Raw genomic sequence first — 24655 nt, forward strand, 5'->3', positions numbered from 1 at the left:
CGGCGATCAGCGCCCCGGGGCGGTTCGGTCGTCAGGCTAGGTCCGGGATTTGGGAGGAAGCCATCGGCACGAAGTTCGGCTGCGCCTCGATGCGGACCAACCAGGCGCGTAGATTCGGGTAAGGTGCCAAGTCGACTCCGCCCTCCGGCGCGTGCGCGATGTAGCTGTAGCCTGCAACGTCGGCGATGGTAATGTTGCCTGCGGCCAGCCAGTCACGGCCCGCCAGATGTGCGTCCATTACCTTGAAAAGGTCGTGCGCCTTTGCAACTGCGGCGGCATGATCGTGTTCGGTGCCGAAGACCTTGACCAGACGCGCAGCGCAGGGACCGGCATAGATGTTGTCGGCGGCCACGGTCAGCCATCTCTGGACCTCGGCGGCCTGCCTCGCGTCCTGCGGCAGCCAGTGCGCGCCCCGGGCATAAGTCTGCACGAGGTAGATCAAAATCGCGTTGCTGTCAGAAAGCGTGTAGCCGCCATCGTCAATCGCGGGGACCAGACCGAAAGGGCTGATCCGCAGATAGGCAGGCGCCTTGTGAGCACCGTTCGCCATGTCGAGGTCGATTTTCTCATAGCGCAGCCCAAGAAAGGCCATCATCAGTTCGACCCGGTGGCAGTGGCCCGATTTGGGGGTGCGGTAAAGCTTGATCGGGGTGGTCATTGGTTCGGTCCTTCTGATCGACATTCCAGGCGCGGGGCTGTCCCAAGCGTTGAAACATTTCTAATTCCTTTTCTAATGCGAAAGAATGAGCCATTGTTGGAAGTCACTATTCTGATATTTGGAATGATAAGATGGACCGGATACAGATGCTGGAGGTGTTCGTGGCTGTCGCCGAGGCAGGAAGTTTTGCTGGCGGCGCACGGGCGACGGGCCTGAGCCCGCCATCCGTGACGCGCGGCGTAAACGACTTGGAGGAACGCCTTGGCGCGCGACTTTTCCTGCGCACGACGCGGGTGGTCCGACTGACGGACGTGGGCCGGGATTATCTGGAAGAGGTGCGCGGCATCCTGTCCGATCTGCGGGCGGCCGATGACCTTGCGTCGGGCATGGCGGCGCGCCCAACTGGCCATCTGCGGGTTACCGCCCCGGTCGAGTTCGGACATATCCACGTAGCCCCGATCCTTGCCGATTTCCTGGATGCCTATCCGGCTGTGTCGGCCGACCTGCTGACGGTTGACCGTATCGTCAACCTGGCCGAGGAAGGGATTGATGTCGCCCTGCGGATTGGTGATCTGCCGCCCTCTGGATTGACGGCGGTGCGTGTCGGTCATGTGCGCCGGGTCATCTGTGCGGCACCGGACTACCTTCAAAACTACGGGGTTCCGCAGACACCGGCAAACCTGACACATCACAGGATCATCGCGATCGGCGGCACCACACCGAACACCGAATGGCGGTTTGGCAAAGACCGGAGCGAGATCGTCCGGTTGAAACCGCGGCTCTTTGTGTCGAACGTCGGCGCAGCCTTGGAACTGGCGAGAAGAGGCTGGGGGGTGACGCGCGTTCTGTCCTATCAGGTCGACCACGATCTGCGGGATGGAGGTCTGCTAACGATACTGGAGCCGTTCGAAGCGGAGCGCCTTCCGGTTCATCTTGTTCACCACGAGGGCCGGCGCGTGACCGCGAAACTGCGCAGCTTTCTTGACTTTGCCCGCGACAGGTTGCGCGATTTGCCAGTTCTGAATAGCTAAGGCGCCCGCGTCGGCCCCCCCGACGGAGCGGAGGGCCGACCAGTGAGGAGGGAACGTAGGATAGGCGTTCCGATGATGCGGAACTTACTTCCGGTAAAGGATCATGCCGGCATGATGCAGCACATCGGGCTCGACGAAGGTGCCGTCAGCGGTAAAGCCAGTGTCATCCCAGTATTCGATGTAATTGCCGGTCACCTTGTAGTGGCCTTCATAGGCTCGTTCGCGATTGCCCCGGGCTTCGACGTAGCGGCCATTTGGCAAGAGTTCGTGACGGATGTGCTTGTCTGCCGTGACCCACATCCCGACGTAAGGATGCGGCGGGGCAGCCTCTTCGGCGAACACGGCGCTGCTGGCCAACAAAGCGGCGGTGAGAATGGTCGATTTCTTCATGATGAACCTCAATTTGCGGATGCGGTGGGACGGATGGTGATTTCGGTGGTGTCAACGGTCGCCGGGGCCTCGATCAACTGACGTACGGCGCGGGCGATGTCGGCGGGTTGCAGAGCCACGGCACGGTAGGATCCGATCATCGCCTGCGTCTCCTCATGCGTGATGGTGGAAGCGAGCTCGCTTTCGACCACGCCGGGATTGACGCAGGTGACACGGACCGCGCTGCTTTCCTGGCGAAGGCCGTCCGATATCGCGCGGACCGCGAACTTGGTGGCGCAGTAGACTGCCGCCGTCGGCACGACCTGGAGGGCGCCGATCGAGCCGATGTTGATGATCTGGCCCTCGCCTTGCCGTTCCATGACCGGCAGCACCGCGCCGATCCCCCACAGGACACCCTTGATGTTCACGTCCACCATCCGGTCCCATTCCTCGACCTTGAGAGCGGACAGCGGGGACAGGGGCATGACGCCCGCGTTGTTCACAAGCACGTCGATCCGGCCCCAGAGGTTAAGCGCCGTCCGCGCGAAATCCTGCATCGAGCGCAGGTCGGTGACGTCAAGGAATGCGGTCGCGACATCGGCGCCCGAGTCGCGCAGGTCGCTTGCGACGGCATCCAGCCGGTCCGTCCGGCGTGCGCCCATCAGAACCTTCGCTCCGCGCGCCCCAACTTCGCGGGCGATGCCTTCGCCGATTCCGCTTGAGGCTCCGGTGATCAATATGACCTTGTTCATGGCTTTTCCTTTTCCTGCCAGTTGCCAGGGGCTAGATGGACTTCTGCCGCTGTAAAGGGTATGGCTCCGTCACTGGACTGGGTGGTTAGCAGCGCGCGACAATGGAGGTGTGAAGTGGACCTAAATCTGCTGCCGCTTCTACTTGCCGTTGCCGATGAGCGGAACTTTCGCGCTGCCGCCGATCGCCTTGGCGTGACGCGATCCGCTGTCAGCCAGGGCATCCGCAGGCTTGAGGATACCGTGGGGTTGCAGCTGGTCATGCGCACGACCCGCGCCGTTCGCCTTACCGAGGCCGGGGAGAGGCTGGTAGAAAGCCTGCGCGCGCCGATAGGAGCAGTGCAACAGGCCCTAGAGGTGAACGCCGACGCCCCAAGCGGAAGGCTGCGGCTTGCCGTCACCTCAATCGCCGAAGACTTCCTGTCGGGGCCGTTGCTGGCGCGCTTTGCAGAAGCGCACCCCAAGGTCACGGTTGACGTGACGGTGACGGATGACGAGCTGGACATTGTCGAACATGGCTACGATGCTGGAGTCCGTCTGGGCGAAGTGATCGAGCAGGACATGATCGCCGTGCCCGTCGGCGGCCCCCAAAGCGAAGTGGCGGCAGCGTCACCTGCCTACATTGCGCGCCATGGCGCACCCGATCATCCAAGGGATCTTCTTCAGCATCGCTGCATTGGGTGGCGCCCGCATCCCAATACTGCACCGTGGCACTGGGAATTCGTGCAGGACGGCAGGCCCTTCGACGTCATGGTCGATCCGCAAGTCACGACCAACGATCTGCGTCTGATGTTGCGTTTGGCGCTGGCGGGAGGCGGCATCACCTTCGCCACGCGGGACTGCATGCGAGAGTACCTTGAAAGTGGTGCGCTGGTCCCGCTTCTCACAGAATACTTGCCGCCGTTTTCCGGTTTTCAGCTTTACTTCCCGCAGCGCAAGCACATGGCGCCAAAGCTGCGGGCCCTTATCGAACACGTGCGGCGATGGCGCTTTTCCAGTTGAGAAGTCTGCCGTGCGGCGTCTCAAGAAAGCGCGGAGGCGCGGATCAACGACTGTGCGCGTATCGGTGCGTTTGGTCGTGATTTGAGATCGCTGGACCCATGAACTACGTGGCAGGGATGGCCGCGCCGCACGTGGCGCGGCCAAAGCGACCTTACTGGCTTGTCACGACCTGCATCACGGCTTCGGATAGCGCGATCACCGCAGCGTTGCGGGTGTCGAAGTCGGCTTCGGCATCAGACAGGAAGATTGCGATGAAGTAGGGCTTCCGATCTGGCGGCGTGACCATCGCCACGATGTTGCGGTTGAAGTCGGCGCTGCCCGACCGGTCCGCGACATGCCAGCCTTCCGGCGTGCTTGCACGGATCAAGGTGCCGGTGACGCTGCCGGCGCTCATCCAGTCGACCAGTTGCGCACGCGACGTGGGCGATAGGGCGTCACCAATCAACAATGCCGCCATGGTCGAGACCATCGCATCCGGACTGGTGGTATCCCGCGGATCGCCCGGAATGAAAGTGTTCAACTCGGGCTCGCGACGGTCTACTCGGCTAATCGGGTCGCCGATCTCGCGCAGGAACGTGGTCACGCTTGGTGGTCCGCCAATCCGATCGATGAGCAGGTTCGTAGCTGTGTTGTCGCTCATATCGAGCGCGGCATGACACAGCGCGCCCACGGTCATCGTGTTGCCGACCATCGTTTCGGTGACAGGCGCGTAGTCGAGGATATCCTCAGCTCTGATGACAAGCGGTTCCGCCAAGTCGATGTCGCCCGCATCCACAAGGTTCAGAACCGCGCCGCACAACATCGTCTTGAAGGTGCTGGCCATCAGGAACCGTTCGTCGGCGCGATGGCTGATCGACCAGTCCGAACCGCTATCGTGGATTACAAGGCCTATGCGCGCGTCAAGGTCGCGCTCGATGCGGTCGATGGTTGCCGCAAGGTGCTGCTCTGGGTCATTCGCAAGGGCAGGCGCGGGGGCAAGCAGTCCAAGCGAAAGCCCGGCAGCCAGAAAAGGCAGCATAGATGAGAGGGAATTCATGGGATCATCCTTGTCTGGATCGATTGCGCAATACTCCGCTCCGTCGCCCGCTTGAGACGATGCATGACGAGCGGCTATCAAAGGTTGGAACGTATGAGACATCAGTGGATGTATCGCCGCTTCCTTTAATTTGCTGCTTTACCGCCATCAAACGACAAAATATCACCCTCAGCATTAGCTGGAGTAATACCCATGGATCGTCCAGACCTACCTCTGAACGGGCTCCGCGTGTTCGAAACCGCCTACAGGCAAGGCAGTTTTACACGCGCTGCCATAGAGTTGCGCATCACCCAAGCCGCGGTCAGCCATCAGGTGGCAAGGTTAGAGGATCGGTTGGGCGTAGGCCTGTTCGTGCGCGCGTCCGGCGGATTGGTGCCGACCGATGAAGCAAGAGCGCTCTACCCCGTCCTGGAGCACGGATTCGACGCGATGGCGCGGACGCTGGATCGGATCACCGGACACCGCGACATTGAAACGTTGAAGATCGGCGTCGTCACGACCTTTGCCGTGGGATGGCTGCTGCCGCGCCTGCCCGAGTTCCGGCGGACCCATCCGATGGTCGATCTCCGCATCTCGACCAACAACAACCGCGTCGAGATCCTTCGCGAAGGGCTCGACATGGCCATCCGATACGGCGCGGGCTCCTGGACCGGGCTTGAGTCCGACCTTCTGGTCGAAGCACCGCTAGCGCCCCTGTGTGCGCCGTCGATTGCCGATTATCTGACCGACCCGAAGCACCTTGGCCGTGAAGTCCTGCTGCGAAGCTATCGTAGCGATGAATGGCCCCGCTGGTTCGCAGAAGTGGGATCATTCTGTCCACCCCTGACCGGCCCCATTTTCGATTCGTCTCTGGCGATGGCCGACATCGCCAGGGAAGGCGGCGGCGTTGCCCTGCTTCCCGTGGGCATGTTCACCCGCCAGATTGCCGACGGGCGGCTGGTTCAGCCGTTCTCGACCGTGTTGTCAGCGGGCAGCTACTTCCTGACATGGCCTGCAGACCGACCGCTTACACCCGCCATGAAGGATTTCCGAAGCTGGCTGCTAGCCGTATCTTCCGAGTCAGCTTCCCGCGCTAGCGACTAGCATTTGTCAGGACGTCAAGCCGCCCATGCCAATCATGTTCAAGCAGGGGGAACACTATGAGGGCAGCTATCCCGGCATCCTCTAAAGTCGAAGGGCACGGCATGACGCCGTGCCCCCTGGGTGTCATCGGCCACGCAGAACCAGTCCCGCGTAAGCGGCAACTCCGTCTGCGAAATGGCCGTCGGCGGTACAGCCGACGTGCTTCCAGTGCACGATATTGGAGAGGGTCACTGATCCGCGACTCGATTTCCCAAAGTGGCGGCGATCGCCTCTGGCTCGACTATCCATGCATAGTTCAGCTCATGCTTGATCTTCCAAGCCCCCTCGACGCAGGCCCAACCGAGTTGCGACCGGCCGTCGAACGCGATCACCTGCCCGTCCAGCCGGTCGATACGGCCGACAAAGCCCAAAGTGGTCGAAGCGACATCCGAGCCCACCAGTTCCTCGTTCACACCGGTTAGGCCGTGCAGCAACGACCGCGCCGCGTTCTGCAGTCCTTCCCAGTTCGCGCCATAGACCGCGGCATCGCGGAACAGTTGCGACTCGCCGGGAGCGAAATTGTTGTAGAACACGCCTTTCGTATCCTTGAGGTCGTAGTAACGCGCCATCTTGGTGGCAAAGACGAAATCCGGATCGCCTTCTCGGCGCTCCCATCCCTCCATCATCCAGTCCGCATGGAGGGCGCCAGGGGCTTCGGGGCCGGTGGCGGGGCAGGTCTGTGCGGCAAGTCCGGTGGCGGTCAGCGCCAGCGCGGCGGTCATCATCAAGGTCATCATGGGCTTTCCTTTCATGCGGTTCATGCGGCCTGGGCACCTGCCCAGACGGCCGAGAGGAAAATGGACTTGATGTATTGGCGCCGGTATCCACCCAAGCTTGGACGTTTTGTACAGCTTGGCTAACCAACAAAAACCCGAGTTCAGCTTTCTAGCCCCCTTCCTTGCAACTGCCGACAGGAACATCCTTTGACCGGGGGGCGACAGGTTTTGGCTTCACTCGCTTGGCCGCCAGCAACGACTGCAGTCGGCAAAAGGCCTTCCCGAGCGCTGTAGCCCGCGCCGCTGACAACATGTCCTGGCTGGGGATTTCAATGGGTTTGGACCCGATCAAACCGAAATGCGGGCCATCCTCTTGCGCTTTCTGTCACTAAGTGACATATCAGGTGAGTGTCACTTAGTGACACAGGTGCTGGCGCGGAGTGAACGGAGGCTAGAGTTTGATAGATGGATCGAGACTGAATGACGCGCGGCTCGACGTCTCCCGTCATGCGGCACGGCTGTTCTGGGAGAAGGGTTTCGATGCAACAAGCGGGGATGACATCGCTGCTGCGGCGGGCATCTCTACACGAACGGTCTGGCGCTATTTCCGGTCCAAGGAAGCCTGCGTCGAGCCGGTGCTGAAAGTCAGCGAACTGCGCTTTGCAGCGCTCCTGAAGCAATGGCCCGGGAAAGAGAGCATCGACCAGTTCCTGACCCGGTCCATGGCGGCATTCGTGTCTGACGACGCCGTTGTTCTGGACAGCATCGCCGCCGTCCGCATCCTTGCCGTCCTGCACCGCGAGCCTGCCCTCCGCTCAGCCTGGCTCATGGCGTGCCACGAGGCCGAGATGGAGATTGTCGGCGTGGTCGCCGACCGTGCATCGCGATCAGCGGATGATTTTCACGTCAGGCTCTGCGCCGCGTCCATCACCGCGGCCATGCGGCTGGTGGACGAAGAGATCAGTTCGGCCGTCATCAATGACGGTCTGCGTGTGAGTTCAGAAGAAGTGACGGCCCGAATTATCTTGGCGATCCGGGCCGGTGCGACACTCCCCATCTGCGACGCCGTCGCCTGACGGCGGCGTCCAACTTGGGGCGGCCCCGACCGGAGCGCCTCCGCAAAACAAGGAAAAGATAATATGACAGTAGAACCAGCCCGGACCGCCGGACGAAATTCCACGCGCACGTTGTGTCGAAAGATGCCTGAACCAAAGGGGCGGCTCTACATGACGAAGCGCCTCTTTCGATGTGCCGCAACTGCGCTGCTCGTCGCCATCGCCCCAGCCGTTGCAGAGGAAACCTTGCCGATGACCTATCCGGACACACGTCAGGGCGACACAGCGGAGGTGCATTTCGGCGTCACGGTCACCGACCCGTTCCGCTGGCTGGAAAACGATCCACGCCAGGATGCCGAGGTGGCACGTTGGATCGAGGCGCAGAACGCGCTTTCCGCGCCCTACCTAAAGGGGCTTCCCGGTCGGGACGTCTTCCATCGCCGACTTACGGCCATGTTCGACCACGAGACCCTGACCCCACCTGCCGAGCGTGACGGCCTCTACTTCTTCACCCGCACTGGCGGGCTCGACAACCAGGCGCAGCTCTTGATGCGTGAAGGTGTCAATGGCGCGAACCGCATCCTGATCGACCCGAACACATGGTCGGACGACGGCACCGTGGCGCTTGCCGAATGGGCTGCCTCCGCCGATGGCGCGTTCGTGGCTTTTGCCATGCAGGAAGGCGGGTCGGACTGGCGGACCATTCGGGTCATGAACACATCGACGGGCGAGATACTTGACGACAAGGTGGCATGGGCCCGGTTCACCACCATTGCCTGGCATCCGGATGGTTCGGGGTTCTACTATTCCCGGTTTCCTGAACCCAAGGCGGGTGCCGCTTTCGGTGCCAGCATCGAAGGCCATGCCGTCTATTTCCATCGGCTTGGCTCGAGCCAGTCCGAAGATCGGCTGATCCATGCCCCGACGCTTGGGCAAGCGCTGTTGCATACGGTCGATGTCACGACGGATGGCCGCTATCTGGTGGTCTACACCTCGGCCTTGACCGGGGGCGTCGCGGTCACAGTGACGGACCTTTCTTCGGCTAGCGCCGCGCCTGAAACCATTGTCGAAAGCTACGATGACCGTTGGGTCCTGCTGGGCAACATCGACACGAAACTCTACTTCGCGACACAGATGGATGCGCCACAAGGTCGGATCGTGACGCTGGACCTGGCGGAGGCGCAGCGCGGGTTTTCCGAGCTGATCCCGCAACGGTCCGATGCGGTCTTGCGCGAAGGCGGATCGGCGCTGCTGGGCGACCGGATCCTCTTATCCTACACGGTGGATGTCCAGTCGCAGGTCGAGCTTTACCGGCTGGATGGCACGTTCGAGGACACCGTCCCCCTGCCGGGGCCCGGCAGCACCGGGATCGTCCACGGCCGTCCCGGTGCGAACGAGGCCTTCTTCGCCTTCACCAGTTATGATGCGCCGCTGACAGTTCTGCGCCTTGACGTGGCGGCGAACCGCACGACTGTTTGGGCCGAGCCGGACATCGCAGTCGATCTCGACACGGTAAGTGTCGAGCCGGATTTCTACACCTCGAAGGACGGCACGCGGGTGCCGCTGTTTATCGTCCGGCGCAAGGACGTCGATGGTCCGGCACCGACGATGCTGCATGCCTATGGCGGTTTCGGGATCAGTATGGTGCCGCATTTCTCGCCCGCCGCCATGGCCTGGGTCGAGCAGGGCGGCGTCTATGCTGTCGCGAACATTCGCGGCGGGGGCGAGTACGGCCAAGTCTGGCATCATGCCGGCCGGCGCGCAAACAAGCAGAACGTGTTCGACGACTTCATCGCCGCAGGTGAGTATCTGATCAGCCAAGGCATCACGCCTTCGAATGGGCTCGCGATCCATGGAGAGTCCAACGGCGGGTTGCTGATCGGCGCGGTCATAAATCAACGGCCCGAACTGTTCGCTGCGGCCCTGCCCGGGGTGGGGGTGCTCGACATGCTGCGATTTGATCGCTTCACGGGCGGAGCCGGGTGGGTTCAGGAGTTTGGCAGCCCGTCCGTAAAGGAAGAGTTCCAGACCCTGCTGTCCTATTCGCCGCTGCACACAATCCGCACGGGCGCGCTCTACCCGGCAATTCTCGTCACCACGGCGGACACGGACAACCGGGTCGTTCCGGCCCATTCGTTCAAATATGCGGCCGCCTTGCAGGCTGCCGACATCGGGACCCACCCCCACCTTCTGCGCGTGGAAACCCGCGCCGGTCACGGGGCGGGAAAGCCGACGGACATGGTCATCGAAGAGTTCGCAGACATGTGGGCGTTTGCTGCCCACTGGACCGGGCTTGAGGTCACGAAAGCAGACTGAGAGCTTCGGAATGGAGGCACGCTTCAGCTCAACGTGCGCATCAGCCCGATCGGCGAAGGCGGCCGATCGGACTTCATCGGAGGTTTCAGAACTTCCAAGAGGAAAGGAGTTAGTCTGCCATGAAAGAACCGGAGAACAACGAACCCAAGACCGGCGTATGTCTTGATGAGCCTGCCCGTATGTCCCTGCCAAACGATCATCCTGCCAACCGTCGCGGAATGCCGGACGGCCGGGATCAAACTTGCCGGAGGATGCAAGCATGACCGAAATCCGTCCAGCCGAAGGTTCCGAGGATGAGGCGCGCGCGCGCATTCTGGCGCTGCTTGATCGTCACTCCAAGGCAATCGGGAAGTCATTCAGATCCGAAGTGGTGGCCTTCGAGGCGCATGAAGAAGGTGTCTACCTCGGTGGTCTTTCCGCCCGGTTTTCGCCGGACCTGAAATGGGTGTTCGTCGAGCTTCTGGCGGTGGCCGAGGAAGGTCGCGGCAAGGGGATCGGTGGCCAGCTGATGGCGCGTCTCGAGGAAGAAGCGCGCTTGCGTGGGATGGACGGCATATGGCTCGACACATTCTCGTTTCAGGCGCCCGACTTCTACAAACGCCTCGGCTACCGCGAGTTTGGCCGTATCGACTGCTATCCTGAGAACGCGGCAAGGCAGTTTTTCCTGAAGCGGCTCTGAGTTCTTGGGACGCGACATGACGACCCCGGCGGTCTGAAAGAAAGGAAGAAAATGCGGAGTAAGGCTCTGAGTTGGTTCCTGCAACCCGACATGACAACAGCAACATCTCGGGTGCCGGCAGAAACCGAATATCATCGTGTGTACGCGGGCGATGAGCGGCAGATTGTCCGAGGCCTCGTCACAATCATCCTGCTCTTTGCCGGCCTCATTGGCCTAGCGCAACTGTGCCTCGCCGTCGCCTCGACAATCGACACCCAGCTCCTTGGTAGGACCGGGTTTACGCCTTTGCAGCACGCTGCCGGTGCGTTCGCACTCGCACTCCTCATTCCTTACAGCATGATGCTTCAGCGCTGGCTCTATGGCATTCCAGCCCGTTCGCTGCATTCGGTCGCCGGACGCTTCCGGTTTGGTGTGTTCGGTCGCGCCTTGCTGGCTTTCGGTCCTTTCCTCCTCCTCATCATGTCCATCGGGATTCTTCTGACACCTGGTGATACGATCCCATGGAGCGCGGCCGATCTGGTCGCTTTCTTCATTATCGGGATGACGCTCACTCCGCTTGCGGCCGCGGGTGAGGAATACGGACTGCGTGGCTTGATGTTCCGTGTAGTAGGCAGCTGGACACGTGGGTCCCAAGCTGGCGCGATCCTTGGCATCATCGTCACGACCGTGGCTTTCTCGCTGCTCCACGGCACTCTCGACCCGTATATCTTGGCGTCGTATCTCGTGCTTTTCGCGGCGATGGCGATTGTTACCTGGAGGACGGGAGGCCTTGAGGTCGCTATCGTGCTGCACGCGGTATACAACGTCAGTGCTCTTGCCCTTGCGACGACGCTCCACCTCGACCTGGGTGGCGACCTGAGCAACCGTGATGAGATCGCCGGGACGCCCGCGAACCTCGTCCCGAGCGCTGGGCTCGCCGTCATCACCGTGATTGTCTGGTGGACAACGCGGAAGTCCGGACCAGCGCGGACCCCGACGATATCAGGCGACTGATTGCTGCAGGAGCAAGAGCATTGAACCCCCCGGCGACTTCAGCGCGTACAATGCGGGCATACCGCAGCAAACGCAGCATCTAGATTTATGCTCAGGGAAGCGTCTCGCCCGGGCGTAAAGTGAGCCAGCGCGACATCGAGGCAGGCAAGTGATGCGTGAACCAGCGCATCTGCCTCCAGGCGCCGGGCATTGGCGTCGCCAAGGCGATCCGCGATTTCGGGGACAAGACCAACCGCCCAAACGCTGTGCTTCTCGATGGTATGGGCGCGCAGGCTCGAAGTGCTGTTAATGATACGCATGGTCCTGGCCGCACCTTCAGGGTCGCGATCGACGTTTTCGACCAGAATATCGTAACCCCGCCGCAGCGAAACCCAGACACCTTCGTCCCGCGGCCGGGCCTTCACAATTTCGACGATCCGCTCTCCGAACGCGGCATGCCCCGCGACCACGATGTCCTCTTTTGTCGCGAAGTAGCGGAAAAAACTTCGCCTCGAGATGCCGGACGCAGAAGCGATCTCGTCGACCGTCACGCCATCGAACCCCTTTTTGTCGAACAAGGCCAGCGCGGTCCCGGCAATGGATGCCGCGACCGCGTCTGCTTTGATCTTCCTGAGTGAGTTGCCTGAACCAGAAGACGGCGCTTGCATTGACACTCCATGCTAAATGTGGCACTTAGTGCCAAAATAAATCGCAGATGCCAGATTAGGCACATCACGTGAAGGAGACAATCGTGGTCAACGCTCTTCAAGAGAACATCCTGCCCCGCCGCAAACTTGGCCGGGACGGCCCGGAGGTATCAGCCATCGGCTACGGTGCCATGGGGATCACCGAGTTTTACGGGCCAGACAGTACAAACGACGCCGTCAGGACAATCCGGCATGCCCACGAGATCGGCGTGACGTTCTTCGACACCGCCGAGATGTATGGCTGGGGCCATAACGAACGCGTGGTTGGGGAAGCGCTGGCACCCGTGCGGGACGACGTCGTGATCGCCACCAAATTCGGTTGGACCCGCGATTATGGCTACGACAGCCGGCCGGACCATATCCGCGAGGTTCTCGACAACAGTTTGCGCTTTCTCGGCGTGGACCATGTCGACGTGCTCTACCAACACCGCGTCGATCCCGGGGTGCCGATCGAGGACGTGGCGGGAACGGTGAAGGACCTGATCGAAGCGGGCAAGGTCGGCCATTTCGGGCTTAGCGAGGCGGGGCCCGAGACCATCCGCCGCGCCCATGCAGTTCAGCCAGTGGCGATGCTGCAGACCGAGTATTCGCTCTTCGAGCGCGATGTCGAGCAACTGTTTCCCGTGCTAAGGGAACTTGGCATCGGCTTCGTGCCATACGCGCCGCTTGGCCGCGGCTTCCTGACCGGGACGGCAAAGCCCGCGAACCAGTATGATGCGAGCGACATGCGCAGTTTTGATCCGCGCTGGCAGCCCGGCGCGTTCGAAAAGAACATCGAGGCGGTGCGCCAACTCGAAGCCTTCGCCAATGAGCGGGGCGCGAAGGTCTCTCAGTTGGCTTTGGCGTGGCTGCTGGCCCAGGGCGACGATATCGTTCCCATTCCGGGCACGCGCAATATCGCGCGGCTGGAGGAGAATGTCGGCGCTGTCCACCTAGATCTCTCCGACGAGGACCTGCACCGGATCGCTGAGATCCTGCCGACTGGCGGATTCGGCGCGCGGTACCTCGATGCGGTCATGCCCGAATGGACATGATCGGCTTGGCCCGGATATGTATGCGATTTCCACAGAAAGCTTAAAGCCGCTGAGCGCGTTCTGGACCAGAAGCGCTTCCCTGACCGCACTAGGCCGGGCTCGCGCGATATGATTTGAGGTGCGGGCGGGCGTGATGGCCGGAAGCGCTTTTTCAGCCAATGCTTTAAAGCCCGCACCGAGTTCTGGATTGCATCGCTGGGAGGTCAATTCCATTTCTTAAAGAGCAAACGGTCGCCACTGCCCAGCGGGTCACTTCCATCTCTCAAGGACGCGATTGGCAAAGGCAAGAAATGACGAAGGCCGCTGCCCCGTAACCTGCGCTACGCCCAGCGTTGCATAATCTTCGGCGCCTGTCGCGATGTCCACGTCCATGCCCGCGAGCGTGTTGGCATAGTCAGGCGGCATGCCCTGCGACACGAAGCGTGCTGTCAGTGCGGCCGGGTCAAGCGACACGTGGCGCACGGGCCGGCCAAGAGCGGCAGTGATGATCGCGGCGATATCGTCGTAACTTAACGCCTGCGGCCCCGTCAGCACGACGTCCGAATTGAGAGGCGTTTTCGCCGTCAAGCACGCGGCGGCTGTGGCGGCGATATCCTCGGCGTCGATGAAACCGACACGACCGGCGCCAGTGGCGCTATAGATGATCCGTTCTTCTCGTATTGTGGTGGCGTGGGGCCCTTCGGAAAAGTTCTGCATGAACCAGGAGGGACGAAGCACGGCCCATTCCGGGGCGCTCTGGGCCAACCAGGCGTGAACTTCGCCCATCATTGGGCCGCCGGGCTCAATTAGCGACGAGCTGAGCAGAACGAAACGCCGGACGCCGCGACCCATGGCCTCTTCCAGAAGCGGCTGCATGACCGCCAGGTGGTCGGTGCGGTCGGTCGGCGCGACAAGGTAGACCGCATCGCACCCATCGAAGGCCGATGCAGAAGATGGATCGGCCCAATCGAAGCGGCTGTCCCGAGGGCCATCGGGCGTGCGTGTACCGATCGTGACGTCGATGCCTAAGGCAATCAAGCGGGACGCCACGCGACGGCCTGTCTTACCCTTGCCTCCTGTGATGAGAACCCGCCCGACACTCATCGGGCTGCCCCCGCAAACGCGGCGGCTGCGGCGTCGGTGCCGCCCAAGGCCGTCAGCACCACGAGCGGGTTCCAGTAGTCGCGGTAGTGCGCAATGCGCCCTTCCCGCAACGTGACTACGGAAACATATAACTGATTGTAGGGTGCGCCTGTGGCCACGCCTTCGCCACTGCAGGAAAACTCAAGGATCACCGTTGAGCCTGCGGCATACACATTGCCCAGTTCCATCGGCCCGAAGCTGAGCAACGGGCCAAGTGTTTCCAGGTGGGCAGCAAGGGCAGCGGTCCCATCCAGCCTCTTGGGCAGCCCGTCAGGCGCGTAGGGGAACTCAAAGATGACATCATCGGCAAACATGCCGAGCAAACTGTCCGCAGGGACCAGCCGATCACCGAGTGCAGCGCGAAGCAGGGCAGAAAAGCTATCGAACTTGTCAGACATGAAGAAACCTCCTATGGATGGAACGGTAACGTATCGACGATATAGGGAAGTGATCGTTGGAACGCAACCGTTCCGTCCAAAAATCTGGACGAAAGCCGTCCGGGGCAGCCGTGCAAAGCGCGGAGCTGACCGAGGCGCTCTATCGCGCATTCTTCGAGGAATGGGCCGAACGCGGCTTTGCGGCGATCAGCCTCGAACGGGTTGCCGCCAGGGCCGGGGCGGGCAAGGCCGCGATCTACCGTCGCTTCGCCTCGCACCAAGAATTCGCGGTGGCGGCGGTGACCGCGCTTGGACTGACGATGGCCATGCCCGAAGATCATGGAAGCCTAAAGGCCGATGTCCTGGCCTTTCTGACCCGCCTGCGAGCGGTCCTTCGTCACCCCATGATCCGTCGCATCCTACCCGATCTTCACGCCGAGGCTGCGCGGTCTGCGTCGATGCGGGATCTGAACACTCAGGTGGCCCAAGCGCGCCGGGAGCAGGCGCAGGTCATCTTGGACCGTGCGATTGCGAGGGGCGAGCTGGACCGGGACGTTGACCGCGATCTCGCCCTCGATCTGCTTCCTGCACCGCTTTACTGGCGCATGGTGGTCTTGGGCGTCACCCCTAGGCGCGGCCAGCTTGCGACTGAAGCCGTCGCGATTGTTGCGGCAATCAAGGGTTCCGTTGGCCAGCATTGATCGCGACGTCTATGCCGTGGCGATGCCTTCTACGAACGTCGTGACTGCATCCACGACCTCGGACGCAATCGGAAGATCCGGGTTTGCGTAAGTCGCAAGGTTCGCCGAAGGATCATCGGATGCCACAAACTTGAGGACGTGATTTACGCCGGGAACCAGTGCGAGGGTGGCATCAGGTGCTGCGTTGGCCAGATTGCGTGCGTCCGCGACGTTGACCTGCAGGTCGCGTGTGCCTTGGACCACGAGCACTGGCACCTTGACCCACGCTGCCAGTGCAACCGGGTCGTAGGACATGGCGTCGATCAGGAAGCCCTGAACGTCTGGCGCGAAAAGGGGGCGTAATGCGGCATGCATCGCGCCCGCATCGACCCGCTCTCCGCGCTTCAGCGCCGCAAGGGTCGTTTCGGCTTCCCTCAAGAAAGGTGCATTCGCGGGGTTGGCGCGCAGCTGTTCGCGTATCACCTCATTCAAGGGCCTGCCTATGCTGGCGATGAGGATCAAGGCACGCGCGTCTGGCATGCGGGCCATGGCCGCCAGGGCGACAAGTCCGCCCTCGCTGTGGCCGATGGGGATGACGCAGCGCGCGCCGCCCTCTGCGGGCAGCAGCTTTCGGATGGCGTTCGTCCAGGCAAGCAGGTCCTCGGCATAGCTTGCGATCGTCGCATCATTCGGGTTCGAAACCGCGTCTGCGGAACCGAACATGCCGCGCTTGTCGATGCGCACCGAAGGATAGCCTCGCTCGGCCAACGCTTCGGCGAGCAACCTGTAAGGCGCTGCCGAGATGCCTAGAGGCGAATTGCCGTCGCGGTCGGTCGGCCCGGAGCCGGGCACGATCAAAAACACCGGCGTCCAATTCGGAAGCGGCCCATGTTGGGAGGGAAGGGTCAAGGTTCCCTTGAGCGCGCCCATGGGACCCGGAGCGCTCAGTTCTTCCTGATGTATCATCTTCTTTCCTGCTTTATCAAAGGTATCGGTCGCGGCGCTTGCGCGCGAAGCCAACCAGACGGCTACCCCTTCAGGCATGAACGGCTGCGAGGTCGACGCCCGGAGCATGTTGTTCCTCAGGCGAGAGGGTAAAGATCTCGAACCCGTCTGCGGTCACGCCGATCGAATGCTCGAACTGGGCCGACAATGACCTGTCCCGCGTAACGGCGGTCCAGTCGTCGCGGAGCATCTTCACGTCTGGTCGTCCCAGATTGATCATCGGTTCAACCGTGAAGATCATCCCTTCACGCAGCTCCAGCCCTGTGTTCGGCCTGCCGAAATTTAAGATGTTTGGCGAGTCGTGAAAGACTTGACCGATCCCGTGACCGCAGAAGTCGCGGACTACCGAACATCGCTCGGAGGACGCGTAACTTTGGATAGCATGGCCGATGTCGCCCAGACGCGCACCCGGACGGACCGCACGGATGCCTTCCATCATTGCCTCGTGCGCGATGCGGATCAGGCGCTCGGCGGCTCTCTTCGGACGTCCGACGGCGTACATGCGGCTGGAGTCGCCGTACCATCCGTCAACGACCAGCGTCACGTCAACGTTCACGATGTCGCCGTCACGCAGCTTCCTTTCAGTCGGGAAACCGTGGCACACGACATGATTCTTCGATGTGCAGCAGGCGTAGGCATAGCCTTTGTAACCCAGCGTCGCAGGTCTGGCGCCCTGCGTTGCGGCGAAGTCGAGAACGAACGTGTTGATCTCGGCCAAGGGCGTGCCGTCTCGGACCAGCGCGGCGACGCCATCCAGACATCTGGCGGTCAGTGCCCCGGCGCGACGCATGCCCTCGAATGCGTCCGGCCCGTAGAGCTTGATGCTTTCTGTCCTTCGGGCGCTTTGTGCAGGCGGAGCGACAGGCACGTTGATATAGGTTGCCACCCGATGTCCTTTCGTTTTGGGATTGTCATGTCGGTGTTGGCCGATTGACGGACGAGGGCACCGAATATACGATACATATATGATTCGTATATTAACGAAAAGGACTGATCCGAATGGGCATCGTGAAGATTGCCGACCACATGCATGAGGAGCTGCGCAAGGCGAGCGTCGTCATGTGCCGCTCAATCAATGCCCAGGCCGAGTTCTGGATGAAGGTCGGCATGCTGGCCGAGGCGAATCCGGGCCTGTCGTTTACTGAAATCATGGCCCAGCAACGGAAGCTTGCCGCTGTCGGGGTGCCCGAGATTGACGCCGCCTGAGCTCGCGCAGGCGGCCAAGTAGCGCGAGCGGGTCCGTTGGAAGCCGACCGAGCCGCGTCCGCCCCCGCTCGCCTGTATGAAGGTCAGGGATCACGCCTGGCCGGAAAGCCGGTCGTCCCCGACCCTCAGGAGGCATCATCCCGGGGACCCTGCTTCCTTTTCAGAAAGAACTGCGAGGTCCGCAGCTGCGCCACTCAGGGCGGCGCGCCCGGTGTCCCATATTTCTGCACTGATGCCGAAACTCCTAGAAAGCCAGGCCAAGGACAGGCGTAGTGTCGCTTCGAGCGCGTCGGGCACTTCGGCGTCGGTTTCCTTTGCGTCTAGGCCGGCGATACCTCCGAGGCCGTGCCCCACGCCCGCGATAGTCAGCAGGGCGTTCGCGCCCGGGGCGTCGTAGAAGGCGTCGGCATGCCAGTCGGGGCCACGTGGCGTGAAGTGCGGATTGTCATCAGCTCCGCAAACCACGAGGGTCGGCTTGCGGATCGCGCCGTAGTCCACATCGAAGAAGGGAAATCGCGCGGCACTTTCCGGGCTGAGGTTGTCGCCACCCCGACCGGGGGCCGCCAACAGGACCCCCGCGCCGATCCGCGGGTCCGAGAAATCCTCCCCATGAAGCCGCGCGCCAAGGAGAAGCGCCGACGTGTGGCCGCCGAAGGAATGTCCGGCGACCGCAATCCGGTCATGGTCCAGGCGCCCAGCCACTGCGGGAGCCTGTCGCTCCACCTCGTCAAGCTGGTCGAGGATCGCGCGCATTTCAGCCACCCTCGCGCGCCAGTAGAAGGGTGCCTCCGGCCGACCATCCCCCAGCCCGCCGACGCGAGAGCTTGCGTGGGTCGGTTGAATGACAGCAAGGCCGCTTTCCGCCCAGAACTGGACAAGACGGGCGTAGCCATCCTTGGAGGGAATGTAGTGCGACGGACCATACCCGTGCGAGAACAGCACGATGGGAAGGTCACGGCCCGCGGCTGGCGCGGTCAGCCGCAATTCCAGCGCGGGACGGTTCGGCAGGGTCAGCCGGATCGGTGTATAGGCAACGGTCATTCCGGCCTCAGCCGTCGGCAGGTGCCGGGCAAGATCAATCAAACGGTTCATTCTTGTGGTCTCTAGGAAGGTCAGGGAAGGTCGCAGCGGGCGCCGCTACCATTTGGAGAAGTGCGCCTCACGCCGCTAAGCTGTCTTTGTTCCGGAACAAGGCCTCGGCATCGGGCCCTGCGGGCAGCAGCATCGGAGCGTCCACATCGGCGACGGCGCGCCAAACCGCGTTCGCAACGTCGAGGGCTGACGTCTTCTCGGTCGCGTTCCGCAGGGACTGGAAGTAGGCTTGGACAAAGGGGCCGTAGACATCGGGCACGTCCATGCCCATTCGCTGCACGGCGTTCTTGCCGAAAGACGTTTCCGGCGCGCTACCGGGTAGGACAAGCCGGGCCCGTACGCCAAACTCGGCGGCTTCGAGCGCGAAGCTCTCCGTAAAGGCATTAACCGCCGCCTTGCTGGCAGAGTAGATGGACAGTGCCGGCAACGGGCGCAGCGTGACGCTGGAACTGATGTTGACGATCACACCGGTTCGACGCTGGCGCATTGCCGGCATCACCGCCTGCGTCATTGCCATCGTACCGAGCACATTGATTTCGAAAAGCTCGCGCGCCTTGTCGATCGCCGCGCCTTCGAGGACGTTCAGCATCCCGACACCAGCATTGTTGACGAGCGCATCGATCGGGCCGGCTTCGGCCAGCGCCGCCTCGATGGTCAAGGGCTGTGTCACGTCAAGCGGCAGGATCCGGAGGAGTTCAGAGATTGGCAATCCCTCTGCTGCGGGTGTGCGCATCGTTGCAACAACCTCCCAGCCTTCGTCAAGAAAGCGTGCGGCGATGGCTTGTCCGAAGCCCGAGGAGCAGCCGGTGATAAGAATACGGGGCATAGGGTCTCTCCTTGTCTGTGTGACTGGGAGATAGACGCGCGTGGACGGACAATCTATATTTGAAAGTCCGCTATACTTAATCAGAAGTCCGAAGACATGCCAGAACTCGCACCAGATCCGTTGTCCAGCGTTGTCGCGCTTCTCAAACCCCGTCCGGACATCTCGAAGTTGGTCGTGGCTGGCGGGCGGTGGCAAGTCGACCGTACCGACATGGCGAGCCCGTTCTATGCCGCCATTGTCCAGGGGCGCGCACGTCTGGAGGTAAACGGCCATGCGCCGGTCATGCTGGTGGCAGGGGATTTCGTGATGGTCCCGGCGCTGGACAGTTTCACGATGACGAGCGAACTCCCTCCGAAACCTGGCGCGACGCGGCTCCCGCTCGAGACCGGACCGGGCATATTCCGTCTTGGCCCGGCTGATAGCCCGGTCGAACTGCAGGCTCTGGTAGGTCACTGCCGGTTCGACGCGCCGGACAAGACCCTGCTGCTTTCACTGCTTCCGCAGATGATCCATGTCTCTGGACACGACCGGCTGATGGCCCTCGTGCCTATAATTCACGATGAGACTCGTGCCGACCGTCCGGCCCGCGCCATGATCCTGGAGCGCTTGCTAGAGGTGCTGATGATTGAGGCGTTGCGGTCAAGCCCCGGTCACGCGCGTCCGCCGGGACTGTTGCGTGGATTGTCAGACCCAGGGCTTAGTGCCGCGCTGCAGCGGATTCAAGATGCCAATGGTAGCGCCTTGACCGTGACAGGGCTGGCCCGAGAGGCGGGCATGTCACGCTCGTCTTTCTTTGAACGATTCAGATCAGCGCTCGGGTGTGCGCCCATGGAATATGCGAGGGCTTGGCGAATGGCAGTTGCGCGTGACCTCCTTCTACGCGGTGACCTGACCAACGCCGAAATCGCGCACCAAGTAGGCTATGGCTCGGCCAGCGCGTTTACATTGGCTTTCGTTCGGCATGAGGGGGTAGCACCTGGTCTGTGGGCCCAACGTCAGGCCGAACGGCAACGCGCTGGCATTCTCTGAAGCTGTACCCTCTGGACGAGTCCGCTCCGACGATCCCAAGGATTCACTCACTTCCCGGCAGGCCGAGACCACGCGCCGACCTGCTATTAGCAAGGCAGGCGTTTGGCCAATTGAGATTTTTGGAACAGCGCCATGTTCACGCAATCTTCGTCGGCATCTTGCACCGCGACGGAGGTCTGCAGCGATGCGGACCGCCGCCGCAATCAGGCAAACAGGACGCCGAAAGGAAAACAAGATGCAAAACTTCCCCTTCTCACGATGCCATCGAACGATGATGCGCCTCAGCTTTATGGCAGGGCTAACAATATTGGTGGCCGGTTGCGTGACAGACGACCGCAGTTCACTCGAAAGAGCCCAACTGCAAAACCTTACTAGCGAGACCGCGCTCAATGCCCAGATCATATCCGATCGAGCGCGCGCGCAACGCTGCGACCGCGACCCGAGCCGGAGAGAATGCTGACGGTGTAAACTTTTTGGCGTGATCCACATCGCTGACCGCGTTCCTGCCGCCTGCTGACAGTCCAAAAGTCGGCGGGAGCGCGGTCGGCACAAGAGTAGGATAAATCGCGACAAAAGAGCCAGTGGAACGGGCAAAGGCTGTTCAGTCGCTTGACGGACACGCCGTCGCGTAACTCACTGGGTGCCCAAGTCAACGCGTACCACGGTGCCGCCCCTAGTCGTATCCAGGATCTCCACTTGGCCGCCGTGTCGGTCTATGACCTCTCGCACAAGGTTGAGTCCGAGGCCACTTCCCGTGGCGCGTGGCCGAAGCCGGTGAAACGGCTCGAACACGCGCTCACGCTCCTCGGGCGGTATTCCCGGGCCATCGTCCTCAACCTCAAAGGCCGCCCCAGATACGCGGACGGTAACATTGGTGCCGCCGTGGTCCATCGCGTTTTGCACGAGGTTCATGAGGACGCGCTGCAAGGCTGCGGCGTCGCCGATGCAGATTTCGCTCCCGGTGACCTCAAGCGAAATGGAACAATCGTTCGCGATAACGAGAGGTGCGAGGTCTCCGACAGCCTGCCGAAGAACGATCGCGAGGTCGAATGCCGAGTCGTGGCGATTGCTTTCCAAGCGTTGCAGGTCGAGAAGTTGTTCGGTCATCGTCGCGAGCCGTTGGACGTCCAGCGCCAGGGCACGGACGGCCTCGTTGTCGGCTGCCTCCACCTTGCTCGCAAGAACGGCGATGGGCGTGCGCAGTTCGTGTGAGGCGGACGCGATGAACCGCTGCTGGCGTTCGTATCCGTCGTCAAGGCGGCGCAAGGCCTCGTTCACCGCCCGCACGAGCGGCGCGATCTCGCGGGGGACGTAGGCCTCGCTCAGACGGCGCTCTCGGCTGTCTGCCTCAATTTCCTCCGCCTCCCTTGCAATGCGCGAAAGGCCCGAGAGGGACCGCCGGACGATCCAGGGCGTGACGACTAGTGAGGTCAGCGTCAGCAGGGCGAAGATTGGCAGGATGATGGTATTTGTTGCGAACACCACTATGAAGCTCAGTTCCGACAGTGCGCCGTGGCCGAGAATGGTCAGAGTGCCGATCTCCGTGGTCTCCCTTCGGATCACTGCTGCCAGATTGTAGGGTGCAGCACGGTCGCGCAGTTGCGCGTAGGAGAGGTCGCTCAGGCGGCCTACGAGGGAAGCATAATGTTGGGGAACCGTTCCGAAAACCACACTCGCCCCGGTATCGTCCTCGGCCACGAACCACAGGTCGGGCGCGTTTGCGCTCAGGTCGGCCAGTTCCGGCGTCATGACCACGGAGAGATGCCCCGTGGCGTCGCGCTGCACCGCCTGCGCCATAACCGGGACGATCCGTTCGTCGGTGTAGGGGCCACCGCTGTCGATGCGGATCGCAACCGCGATGAGGATGGCGAAGGAGGCAAGAAGGGTGACGAAGTGGAAGATCAGCGGATAGATGATCAGTGGTCGTTTTAGCGACGGCGACATCATCAAGGCACTTCGCGCAGCAGGTAGCCGACCCCTCGTATCGCGTGAATTTCGATCCTCGCCCCTGCAGCATTCAATCTTCGACGCAGCCGGGAGACATGAGAGTCGAGCGTGTTGGACTGGATTTCGTCGTCGAACCCAAACACCGCGTTTTCGAGTGCTTCGCGCTGTACGGTGCGACCGCGCCGCTTGATCAGTGCCGCCAGCACTCGCAGTTCCCGCCTGGGCAGGTCGATCCGCACACCGCCAACATCCACTTCCTCATGGGCGAGGTCGAAGACGAGCGTTCCGGCATGGATTTTCTCGCCAACCAGTTCGACCGGACGGCGACGGACCGCCCGGATGCGCGCGAGCATCTCGTCGACGGAAAACGGCTTGGTTAGGTAGTCGTCCGCCCCACCGTCAAGGCCGGCGACACGGTCATCTATCCCGTTGCGAGCGCTGAGCACGATGACATGGATCCCGGGGCTGCCAGCCCGCAGGGAAGGAAGCAACGACAGCCCTTCGCCGTCGGGCAGAGACCTGTCAAGGAGCACGAGATCAAAAGATCCCGACAGGCTTGCTTCCTGTGCGGCCTCCAGACCGTCTGCATGGTCCACAATGAACCGCTCGCGTTCGAGGACGGCGCGCAGCGATTCCGCAAGCCGAGGTTCGTCTTCGACCAGAAGAATACGCATTGTGCTCCCTCACAGGATGGATTCATGCTTGGCAGTACATGACCTGTCCGGCCTTTTCGGATGCGGAGTAGGCCAGCGTCGCACCTTCCGGCAAGAAACAACCCGCTAAGATCGAGAAAGCGTGCGGATTTTCTCCGACGTGTCGAGCTGAGCTGGCTGCGGGCCGGAATTCCACCACAGATTGTGCGCTGGTCAGCCCTTTTCGGTTTGTGCAGAACTCCGCCGCTTGACCTTGAACAGGAAGACCATTGAGGCCGACAGCAGAAGCGCCGCATTAAAGGGATGGATGGCAAGGGCGCCCGGGCCAGACGATGCCAGCGCAAGTTGGACTGCGTAGAGGATCGCAAGCACCCCGGCCCACCATCTGAACCCCCGCAGCCTAGGTACGGCAAGGGAATAGCAGAGAAGTGTGAAGACCGGGACCGCTACGGCGCCTCCAAGCGCGCCGTGAAAATCCCAGGAAAGCCCGCCGAAGAGCGCCTGCCCAGCCAGCAGGAACTGAAGTGCGAGAAGCGCCGGCAGGCTGTATGCCGCAGCAATAAACGGGGCGGGCGTTCCGTGGCCAAGATCATGGAGCGTGTCGTGGGTCGGTTTCGTCATGGCTCAGGCCGCCTTCTGGTTGTGGGCGGGCGTTGCCGCAATGAATGCCCTCAGGGCTTTAACATAGCTGTCCTTGGCGGCTGCCAGTTCCACAGGCTCCAGCTTGTCGGCCCGGAAGACCAGGTGCGGAGGGTGCCAAGGCAGACCGCAGCGCAGAGCTGTCGCCTTCAGCGGCGCCAGGAGTTCATCCATGGTGAAGTGGTTGGCACCGCCGCGGCCATAGGCAGCTGGGGTGTTGCCCGCGGTCGCGGCGATCATCAGGGGTGTGCCGACGAGCTTGTCACCTTCTGTATCGGCATGGATGTAGCACATTCGCGTCAGGACTGCGTCCTGCCAAGACTTCAGCAGAGGTGGCGTCGAATACCACTGAACCGGGAACTGCAGGACGATCCTATCAGCTTCCAGAAGCGCGCGTGCTTCTGACGCACCGTCCGTATGCATGTCGATGACGCCGCCGCGATAACGGGTCTGCATATCCACCACCAGCGTATCGGGGACGGTCCGTGCTGCAGACAGCAAGGCCGCATTCGCCTTGGAATTATCGATGTCGGGATGAAAGAGCAGGATAAGGGTTCGGGTCATAGTTGCCTCCTTCGGCGTTGGGATGATCCGAAGATGGCTTGGTGTTCAAAATTCTTCCAATGGATATAA

The 24655-nt window shown here is 61.8% G+C and carries 27 protein-coding genes; 11 read left to right on the top strand and 16 right to left on the bottom strand.

Annotated elements, in window-relative coordinates; genetic code table 11:
• Positions 1-31: 31 nt before the first annotated feature.
• A complete protein-coding gene (locus RSE12_09145; protein WRH64464.1) occupies positions 32-658 on the bottom strand; it encodes a glutathione S-transferase in 627 nt (208 codons plus the stop codon).
• 131 nt (positions 659-789) lie between these two features.
• On the opposite strand from RSE12_09145, the gene RSE12_09150 reads away from it, so the two are divergent.
• Positions 790-1689 carry a LysR family transcriptional regulator gene (locus tag RSE12_09150; GenBank protein ID WRH64465.1) on the top strand — a complete coding sequence of 300 codons (900 nt, stop codon included), beginning with the start codon at positions 790-792 and terminating at the stop codon, positions 1687-1689.
• Positions 1690-1773: 84 nt separating this feature from the next.
• Here the strand turns inward: RSE12_09150 and RSE12_09155 are convergent, their stop codons facing one another.
• Complete coding sequence (locus tag RSE12_09155; protein ID WRH64466.1) at positions 1774-2079, bottom strand: Atu4866 domain-containing protein; 306 nt, start codon at positions 2077-2079, stop codon at positions 1774-1776.
• A gap of 8 nt (positions 2080-2087) precedes the next feature.
• Positions 2088-2810, bottom strand: coding sequence for an SDR family oxidoreductase (locus RSE12_09160; protein WRH64467.1), 723 nt, complete (start codon positions 2808-2810; stop codon positions 2088-2090).
• A gap of 60 nt (positions 2811-2870) precedes the next feature.
• On the opposite strand from RSE12_09160, the gene RSE12_09165 reads away from it, so the two are divergent.
• Positions 2871-3809: a LysR substrate-binding domain-containing protein gene (locus RSE12_09165; protein ID WRH64468.1), complete on the top strand. Its 939-nt coding sequence runs from the start codon at positions 2871-2873 to the stop codon at positions 3807-3809.
• A gap of 151 nt (positions 3810-3960) precedes the next feature.
• Here RSE12_09165 and bla read toward each other — a convergent pair whose 3' ends face one another.
• Positions 3961-4845 carry a class A beta-lactamase gene (bla, locus tag RSE12_09170; protein ID WRH64469.1) on the bottom strand — a complete coding sequence of 295 codons (885 nt, stop codon included), beginning with the start codon at positions 4843-4845 and terminating at the stop codon, positions 3961-3963.
• 192 nt (positions 4846-5037) lie between these two features.
• On the opposite strand from bla, the gene RSE12_09175 reads away from it, so the two are divergent.
• Positions 5038-5928, top strand: coding sequence for a LysR family transcriptional regulator (locus tag RSE12_09175; GenBank protein ID WRH64470.1), 891 nt, complete (start codon positions 5038-5040; stop codon positions 5926-5928).
• A 227-nt stretch (positions 5929-6155) separates the two neighbouring features.
• On the opposite strand, the gene RSE12_09180 is transcribed toward RSE12_09175, so the two are convergent.
• Positions 6156-6704 carry a hypothetical protein gene (locus RSE12_09180; GenBank protein ID WRH64471.1) on the bottom strand — a complete coding sequence of 183 codons (549 nt, stop codon included), beginning with the start codon at positions 6702-6704 and terminating at the stop codon, positions 6156-6158.
• 437 nt (positions 6705-7141) lie between these two features.
• Between RSE12_09180 and RSE12_09185 the strand changes: the two genes are divergently transcribed.
• From RSE12_09185 to RSE12_09200, 4 genes are all read left to right on the top strand, one after another.
• Complete coding sequence (locus tag RSE12_09185; protein WRH64472.1) at positions 7142-7759, top strand: TetR family transcriptional regulator; 618 nt, start codon at positions 7142-7144, stop codon at positions 7757-7759.
• A 150-nt stretch (positions 7760-7909) separates the two neighbouring features.
• The gene (locus RSE12_09190; GenBank protein ID WRH64473.1) at positions 7910-10054 is read left to right on the top strand and encodes a prolyl oligopeptidase family serine peptidase; all 2145 of its coding nucleotides are present in this window, start codon (positions 7910-7912) and stop codon (positions 10052-10054) included.
• 259 nt (positions 10055-10313) lie between these two features.
• A complete protein-coding gene (locus tag RSE12_09195) occupies positions 10314-10733 on the top strand; it encodes a GNAT family N-acetyltransferase (protein ID WRH64474.1) in 420 nt (139 codons plus the stop codon).
• Between the two features lie 90 nt (positions 10734-10823).
• A complete protein-coding gene (locus RSE12_09200) occupies positions 10824-11726 on the top strand; it encodes a CPBP family intramembrane glutamic endopeptidase (GenBank protein ID WRH64475.1) in 903 nt (300 codons plus the stop codon).
• Between the two features lie 38 nt (positions 11727-11764).
• Here RSE12_09200 and RSE12_09205 read toward each other — a convergent pair whose 3' ends face one another.
• Entirely contained in the window at positions 11765-12373 is a 609-nt protein-coding gene (locus RSE12_09205; protein ID WRH64476.1) for a TetR family transcriptional regulator, read from the bottom strand.
• 83 nt (positions 12374-12456) lie between these two features.
• On the opposite strand from RSE12_09205, the gene RSE12_09210 reads away from it, so the two are divergent.
• Positions 12457-13446 (top strand): aldo/keto reductase, encoded by a 990-nt coding sequence (locus tag RSE12_09210; GenBank protein WRH64477.1) that lies wholly within the window; start codon positions 12457-12459, stop codon positions 13444-13446.
• Between the two features lie 249 nt (positions 13447-13695).
• Here RSE12_09210 and RSE12_09215 read toward each other — a convergent pair whose 3' ends face one another.
• On the bottom strand, positions 13696-14529 hold the full coding sequence (locus tag RSE12_09215) for an NAD(P)H-binding protein (GenBank protein ID WRH64478.1): 834 nt from the start codon (positions 14527-14529) through the stop codon (positions 13696-13698).
• Positions 14526-14966 (bottom strand): nuclear transport factor 2 family protein, encoded by a 441-nt coding sequence (locus tag RSE12_09220; protein WRH64479.1) that lies wholly within the window; start codon positions 14964-14966, stop codon positions 14526-14528. Before RSE12_09220 ends, RSE12_09215 begins: the two co-directional genes overlap by 4 nt.
• A 110-nt stretch (positions 14967-15076) precedes the next feature.
• Here RSE12_09220 and RSE12_09225 point away from each other — a divergent pair, with 110 nt between their 5' ends.
• Entirely contained in the window at positions 15077-15646 is a 570-nt protein-coding gene (locus RSE12_09225; protein ID WRH64480.1) for a TetR-like C-terminal domain-containing protein, read from the top strand.
• A 9-nt stretch (positions 15647-15655) separates the two neighbouring features.
• Here RSE12_09225 and RSE12_09230 read toward each other — a convergent pair whose 3' ends face one another.
• Complete coding sequence (locus tag RSE12_09230) at positions 15656-16699, bottom strand: alpha/beta fold hydrolase (GenBank protein ID WRH64481.1); 1044 nt, start codon at positions 16697-16699, stop codon at positions 15656-15658.
• Complete coding sequence (gene map, locus RSE12_09235) at positions 16662-17420, bottom strand: type I methionyl aminopeptidase (protein ID WRH64775.1); 759 nt, start codon at positions 17418-17420, stop codon at positions 16662-16664. Before map ends, RSE12_09230 begins: the two co-directional genes overlap by 38 nt.
• A gap of 209 nt (positions 17421-17629) precedes the next feature.
• Between map and RSE12_09240 the strand changes: the two genes are divergently transcribed.
• Positions 17630-17836, top strand: coding sequence for a ParD-like family protein (locus tag RSE12_09240; protein ID WRH64482.1), 207 nt, complete (start codon positions 17630-17632; stop codon positions 17834-17836).
• Positions 17837-17971: 135 nt separating this feature from the next.
• Here RSE12_09240 and RSE12_09245 read toward each other — a convergent pair whose 3' ends face one another.
• Both RSE12_09245 and RSE12_09250 read right to left on the bottom strand, forming a co-directional pair.
• A complete protein-coding gene (locus RSE12_09245; GenBank protein ID WRH64483.1) occupies positions 17972-18928 on the bottom strand; it encodes a dienelactone hydrolase in 957 nt (318 codons plus the stop codon).
• A gap of 67 nt (positions 18929-18995) precedes the next feature.
• Positions 18996-19754 carry an SDR family oxidoreductase gene (locus RSE12_09250; GenBank protein ID WRH64484.1) on the bottom strand — a complete coding sequence of 253 codons (759 nt, stop codon included), beginning with the start codon at positions 19752-19754 and terminating at the stop codon, positions 18996-18998.
• A gap of 96 nt (positions 19755-19850) precedes the next feature.
• On the opposite strand from RSE12_09250, the gene RSE12_09255 reads away from it, so the two are divergent.
• Positions 19851-20783, top strand: coding sequence for an AraC family transcriptional regulator (locus tag RSE12_09255; protein WRH64485.1), 933 nt, complete (start codon positions 19851-19853; stop codon positions 20781-20783).
• Positions 20784-21416: 633 nt separating this feature from the next.
• On the opposite strand, the gene RSE12_09260 is transcribed toward RSE12_09255, so the two are convergent.
• From RSE12_09260 to RSE12_09275, 4 genes are all read right to left on the bottom strand, one after another.
• Positions 21417-22730, bottom strand: coding sequence for a HAMP domain-containing sensor histidine kinase (locus tag RSE12_09260; protein WRH64486.1), 1314 nt, complete (start codon positions 22728-22730; stop codon positions 21417-21419).
• The gene (locus tag RSE12_09265; GenBank protein WRH64487.1) at positions 22730-23404 is read right to left on the bottom strand and encodes a response regulator transcription factor; all 675 of its coding nucleotides are present in this window, start codon (positions 23402-23404) and stop codon (positions 22730-22732) included. The genes RSE12_09260 and RSE12_09265 overlap by 1 nt, the downstream gene beginning before the upstream one ends.
• Before the next feature lie 192 nt (positions 23405-23596).
• Complete coding sequence (locus RSE12_09270; protein ID WRH64488.1) at positions 23597-24004, bottom strand: DUF6220 domain-containing protein; 408 nt, start codon at positions 24002-24004, stop codon at positions 23597-23599.
• Positions 24005-24007: 3 nt separating this feature from the next.
• The gene (locus RSE12_09275; protein ID WRH64489.1) at positions 24008-24586 is read right to left on the bottom strand and encodes an NAD(P)H-dependent oxidoreductase; all 579 of its coding nucleotides are present in this window, start codon (positions 24584-24586) and stop codon (positions 24008-24010) included.
• Between the last annotated feature and the right edge of the window lie 69 nt (positions 24587-24655).

Source organism: Fuscovulum sp. (assembly GCA_035192965.1).
Taxonomy (GTDB): domain Bacteria; phylum Pseudomonadota; class Alphaproteobacteria; order Rhodobacterales; family Rhodobacteraceae; genus Paragemmobacter.

Bases quoted from the DNA above. Each gene is read 5' to 3' on its own strand.
- RSE12_09270 (WRH64488.1), bottom strand. From the start codon at position 24,004: ATGACGAAACCGACCCACGACACGCTCCATGATCTTGGCCACGGAACG.
- RSE12_09190 (WRH64473.1), top strand. From the start codon at position 7,910: ATGACGAAGCGCCTCTTTCGATGTGCCGCAACTGCGCTGCTCGTCGCC.
- RSE12_09250 (WRH64484.1), bottom strand. From the start codon at position 19,754: ATGCCCCGTATTCTTATCACCGGCTGCTCCTCGGGCTTCGGACAAGCC.
- RSE12_09175 (WRH64470.1), top strand. From the start codon at position 5,038: ATGGATCGTCCAGACCTACCTCTGAACGGGCTCCGCGTGTTCGAAACC.
- RSE12_09275 (WRH64489.1), bottom strand. From the start codon at position 24,586: ATGACCCGAACCCTTATCCTGCTCTTTCATCCCGACATCGATAATTCC.
- RSE12_09145 (WRH64464.1), bottom strand. From the start codon at position 658: ATGACCACCCCGATCAAGCTTTACCGCACCCCCAAATCGGGCCACTGC.
- RSE12_09230 (WRH64481.1), bottom strand. From the start codon at position 16,699: ATGCTCCGGGCGTCGACCTCGCAGCCGTTCATGCCTGAAGGGGTAGCC.
- RSE12_09150 (WRH64465.1), top strand. From the start codon at position 790: ATGGACCGGATACAGATGCTGGAGGTGTTCGTGGCTGTCGCCGAGGCA.
- bla (WRH64469.1), bottom strand. From the start codon at position 4,845: ATGAATTCCCTCTCATCTATGCTGCCTTTTCTGGCTGCCGGGCTTTCG.
- RSE12_09255 (WRH64485.1), top strand. From the start codon at position 19,851: ATGCCAGAACTCGCACCAGATCCGTTGTCCAGCGTTGTCGCGCTTCTC.
- RSE12_09265 (WRH64487.1), bottom strand. From the start codon at position 23,404: ATGCGTATTCTTCTGGTCGAAGACGAACCTCGGCTTGCGGAATCGCTG.
- RSE12_09205 (WRH64476.1), bottom strand. From the start codon at position 12,373: ATGCAAGCGCCGTCTTCTGGTTCAGGCAACTCACTCAGGAAGATCAAA.
- RSE12_09165 (WRH64468.1), top strand. From the start codon at position 2,871: ATGGCTCCGTCACTGGACTGGGTGGTTAGCAGCGCGCGACAATGGAGG.
- RSE12_09220 (WRH64479.1), bottom strand. From the start codon at position 14,966: ATGTCTGACAAGTTCGATAGCTTTTCTGCCCTGCTTCGCGCTGCACTC.
- RSE12_09160 (WRH64467.1), bottom strand. From the start codon at position 2,810: ATGAACAAGGTCATATTGATCACCGGAGCCTCAAGCGGAATCGGCGAA.
- RSE12_09215 (WRH64478.1), bottom strand. From the start codon at position 14,529: ATGAGTGTCGGGCGGGTTCTCATCACAGGAGGCAAGGGTAAGACAGGC.
- RSE12_09180 (WRH64471.1), bottom strand. From the start codon at position 6,704: ATGATGACCTTGATGATGACCGCCGCGCTGGCGCTGACCGCCACCGGA.
- RSE12_09155 (WRH64466.1), bottom strand. From the start codon at position 2,079: ATGAAGAAATCGACCATTCTCACCGCCGCTTTGTTGGCCAGCAGCGCC.
- RSE12_09195 (WRH64474.1), top strand. From the start codon at position 10,314: ATGACCGAAATCCGTCCAGCCGAAGGTTCCGAGGATGAGGCGCGCGCG.
- map (WRH64775.1), bottom strand. From the start codon at position 17,420: ATGCGTCGCGCCGGGGCACTGACCGCCAGATGTCTGGATGGCGTCGCC.
- RSE12_09240 (WRH64482.1), top strand. From the start codon at position 17,630: ATGGGCATCGTGAAGATTGCCGACCACATGCATGAGGAGCTGCGCAAG.
- RSE12_09245 (WRH64483.1), bottom strand. From the start codon at position 18,928: ATGAACCGTTTGATTGATCTTGCCCGGCACCTGCCGACGGCTGAGGCC.
- RSE12_09260 (WRH64486.1), bottom strand. From the start codon at position 22,730: ATGATGTCGCCGTCGCTAAAACGACCACTGATCATCTATCCGCTGATC.
- RSE12_09200 (WRH64475.1), top strand. From the start codon at position 10,824: ATGACAACAGCAACATCTCGGGTGCCGGCAGAAACCGAATATCATCGT.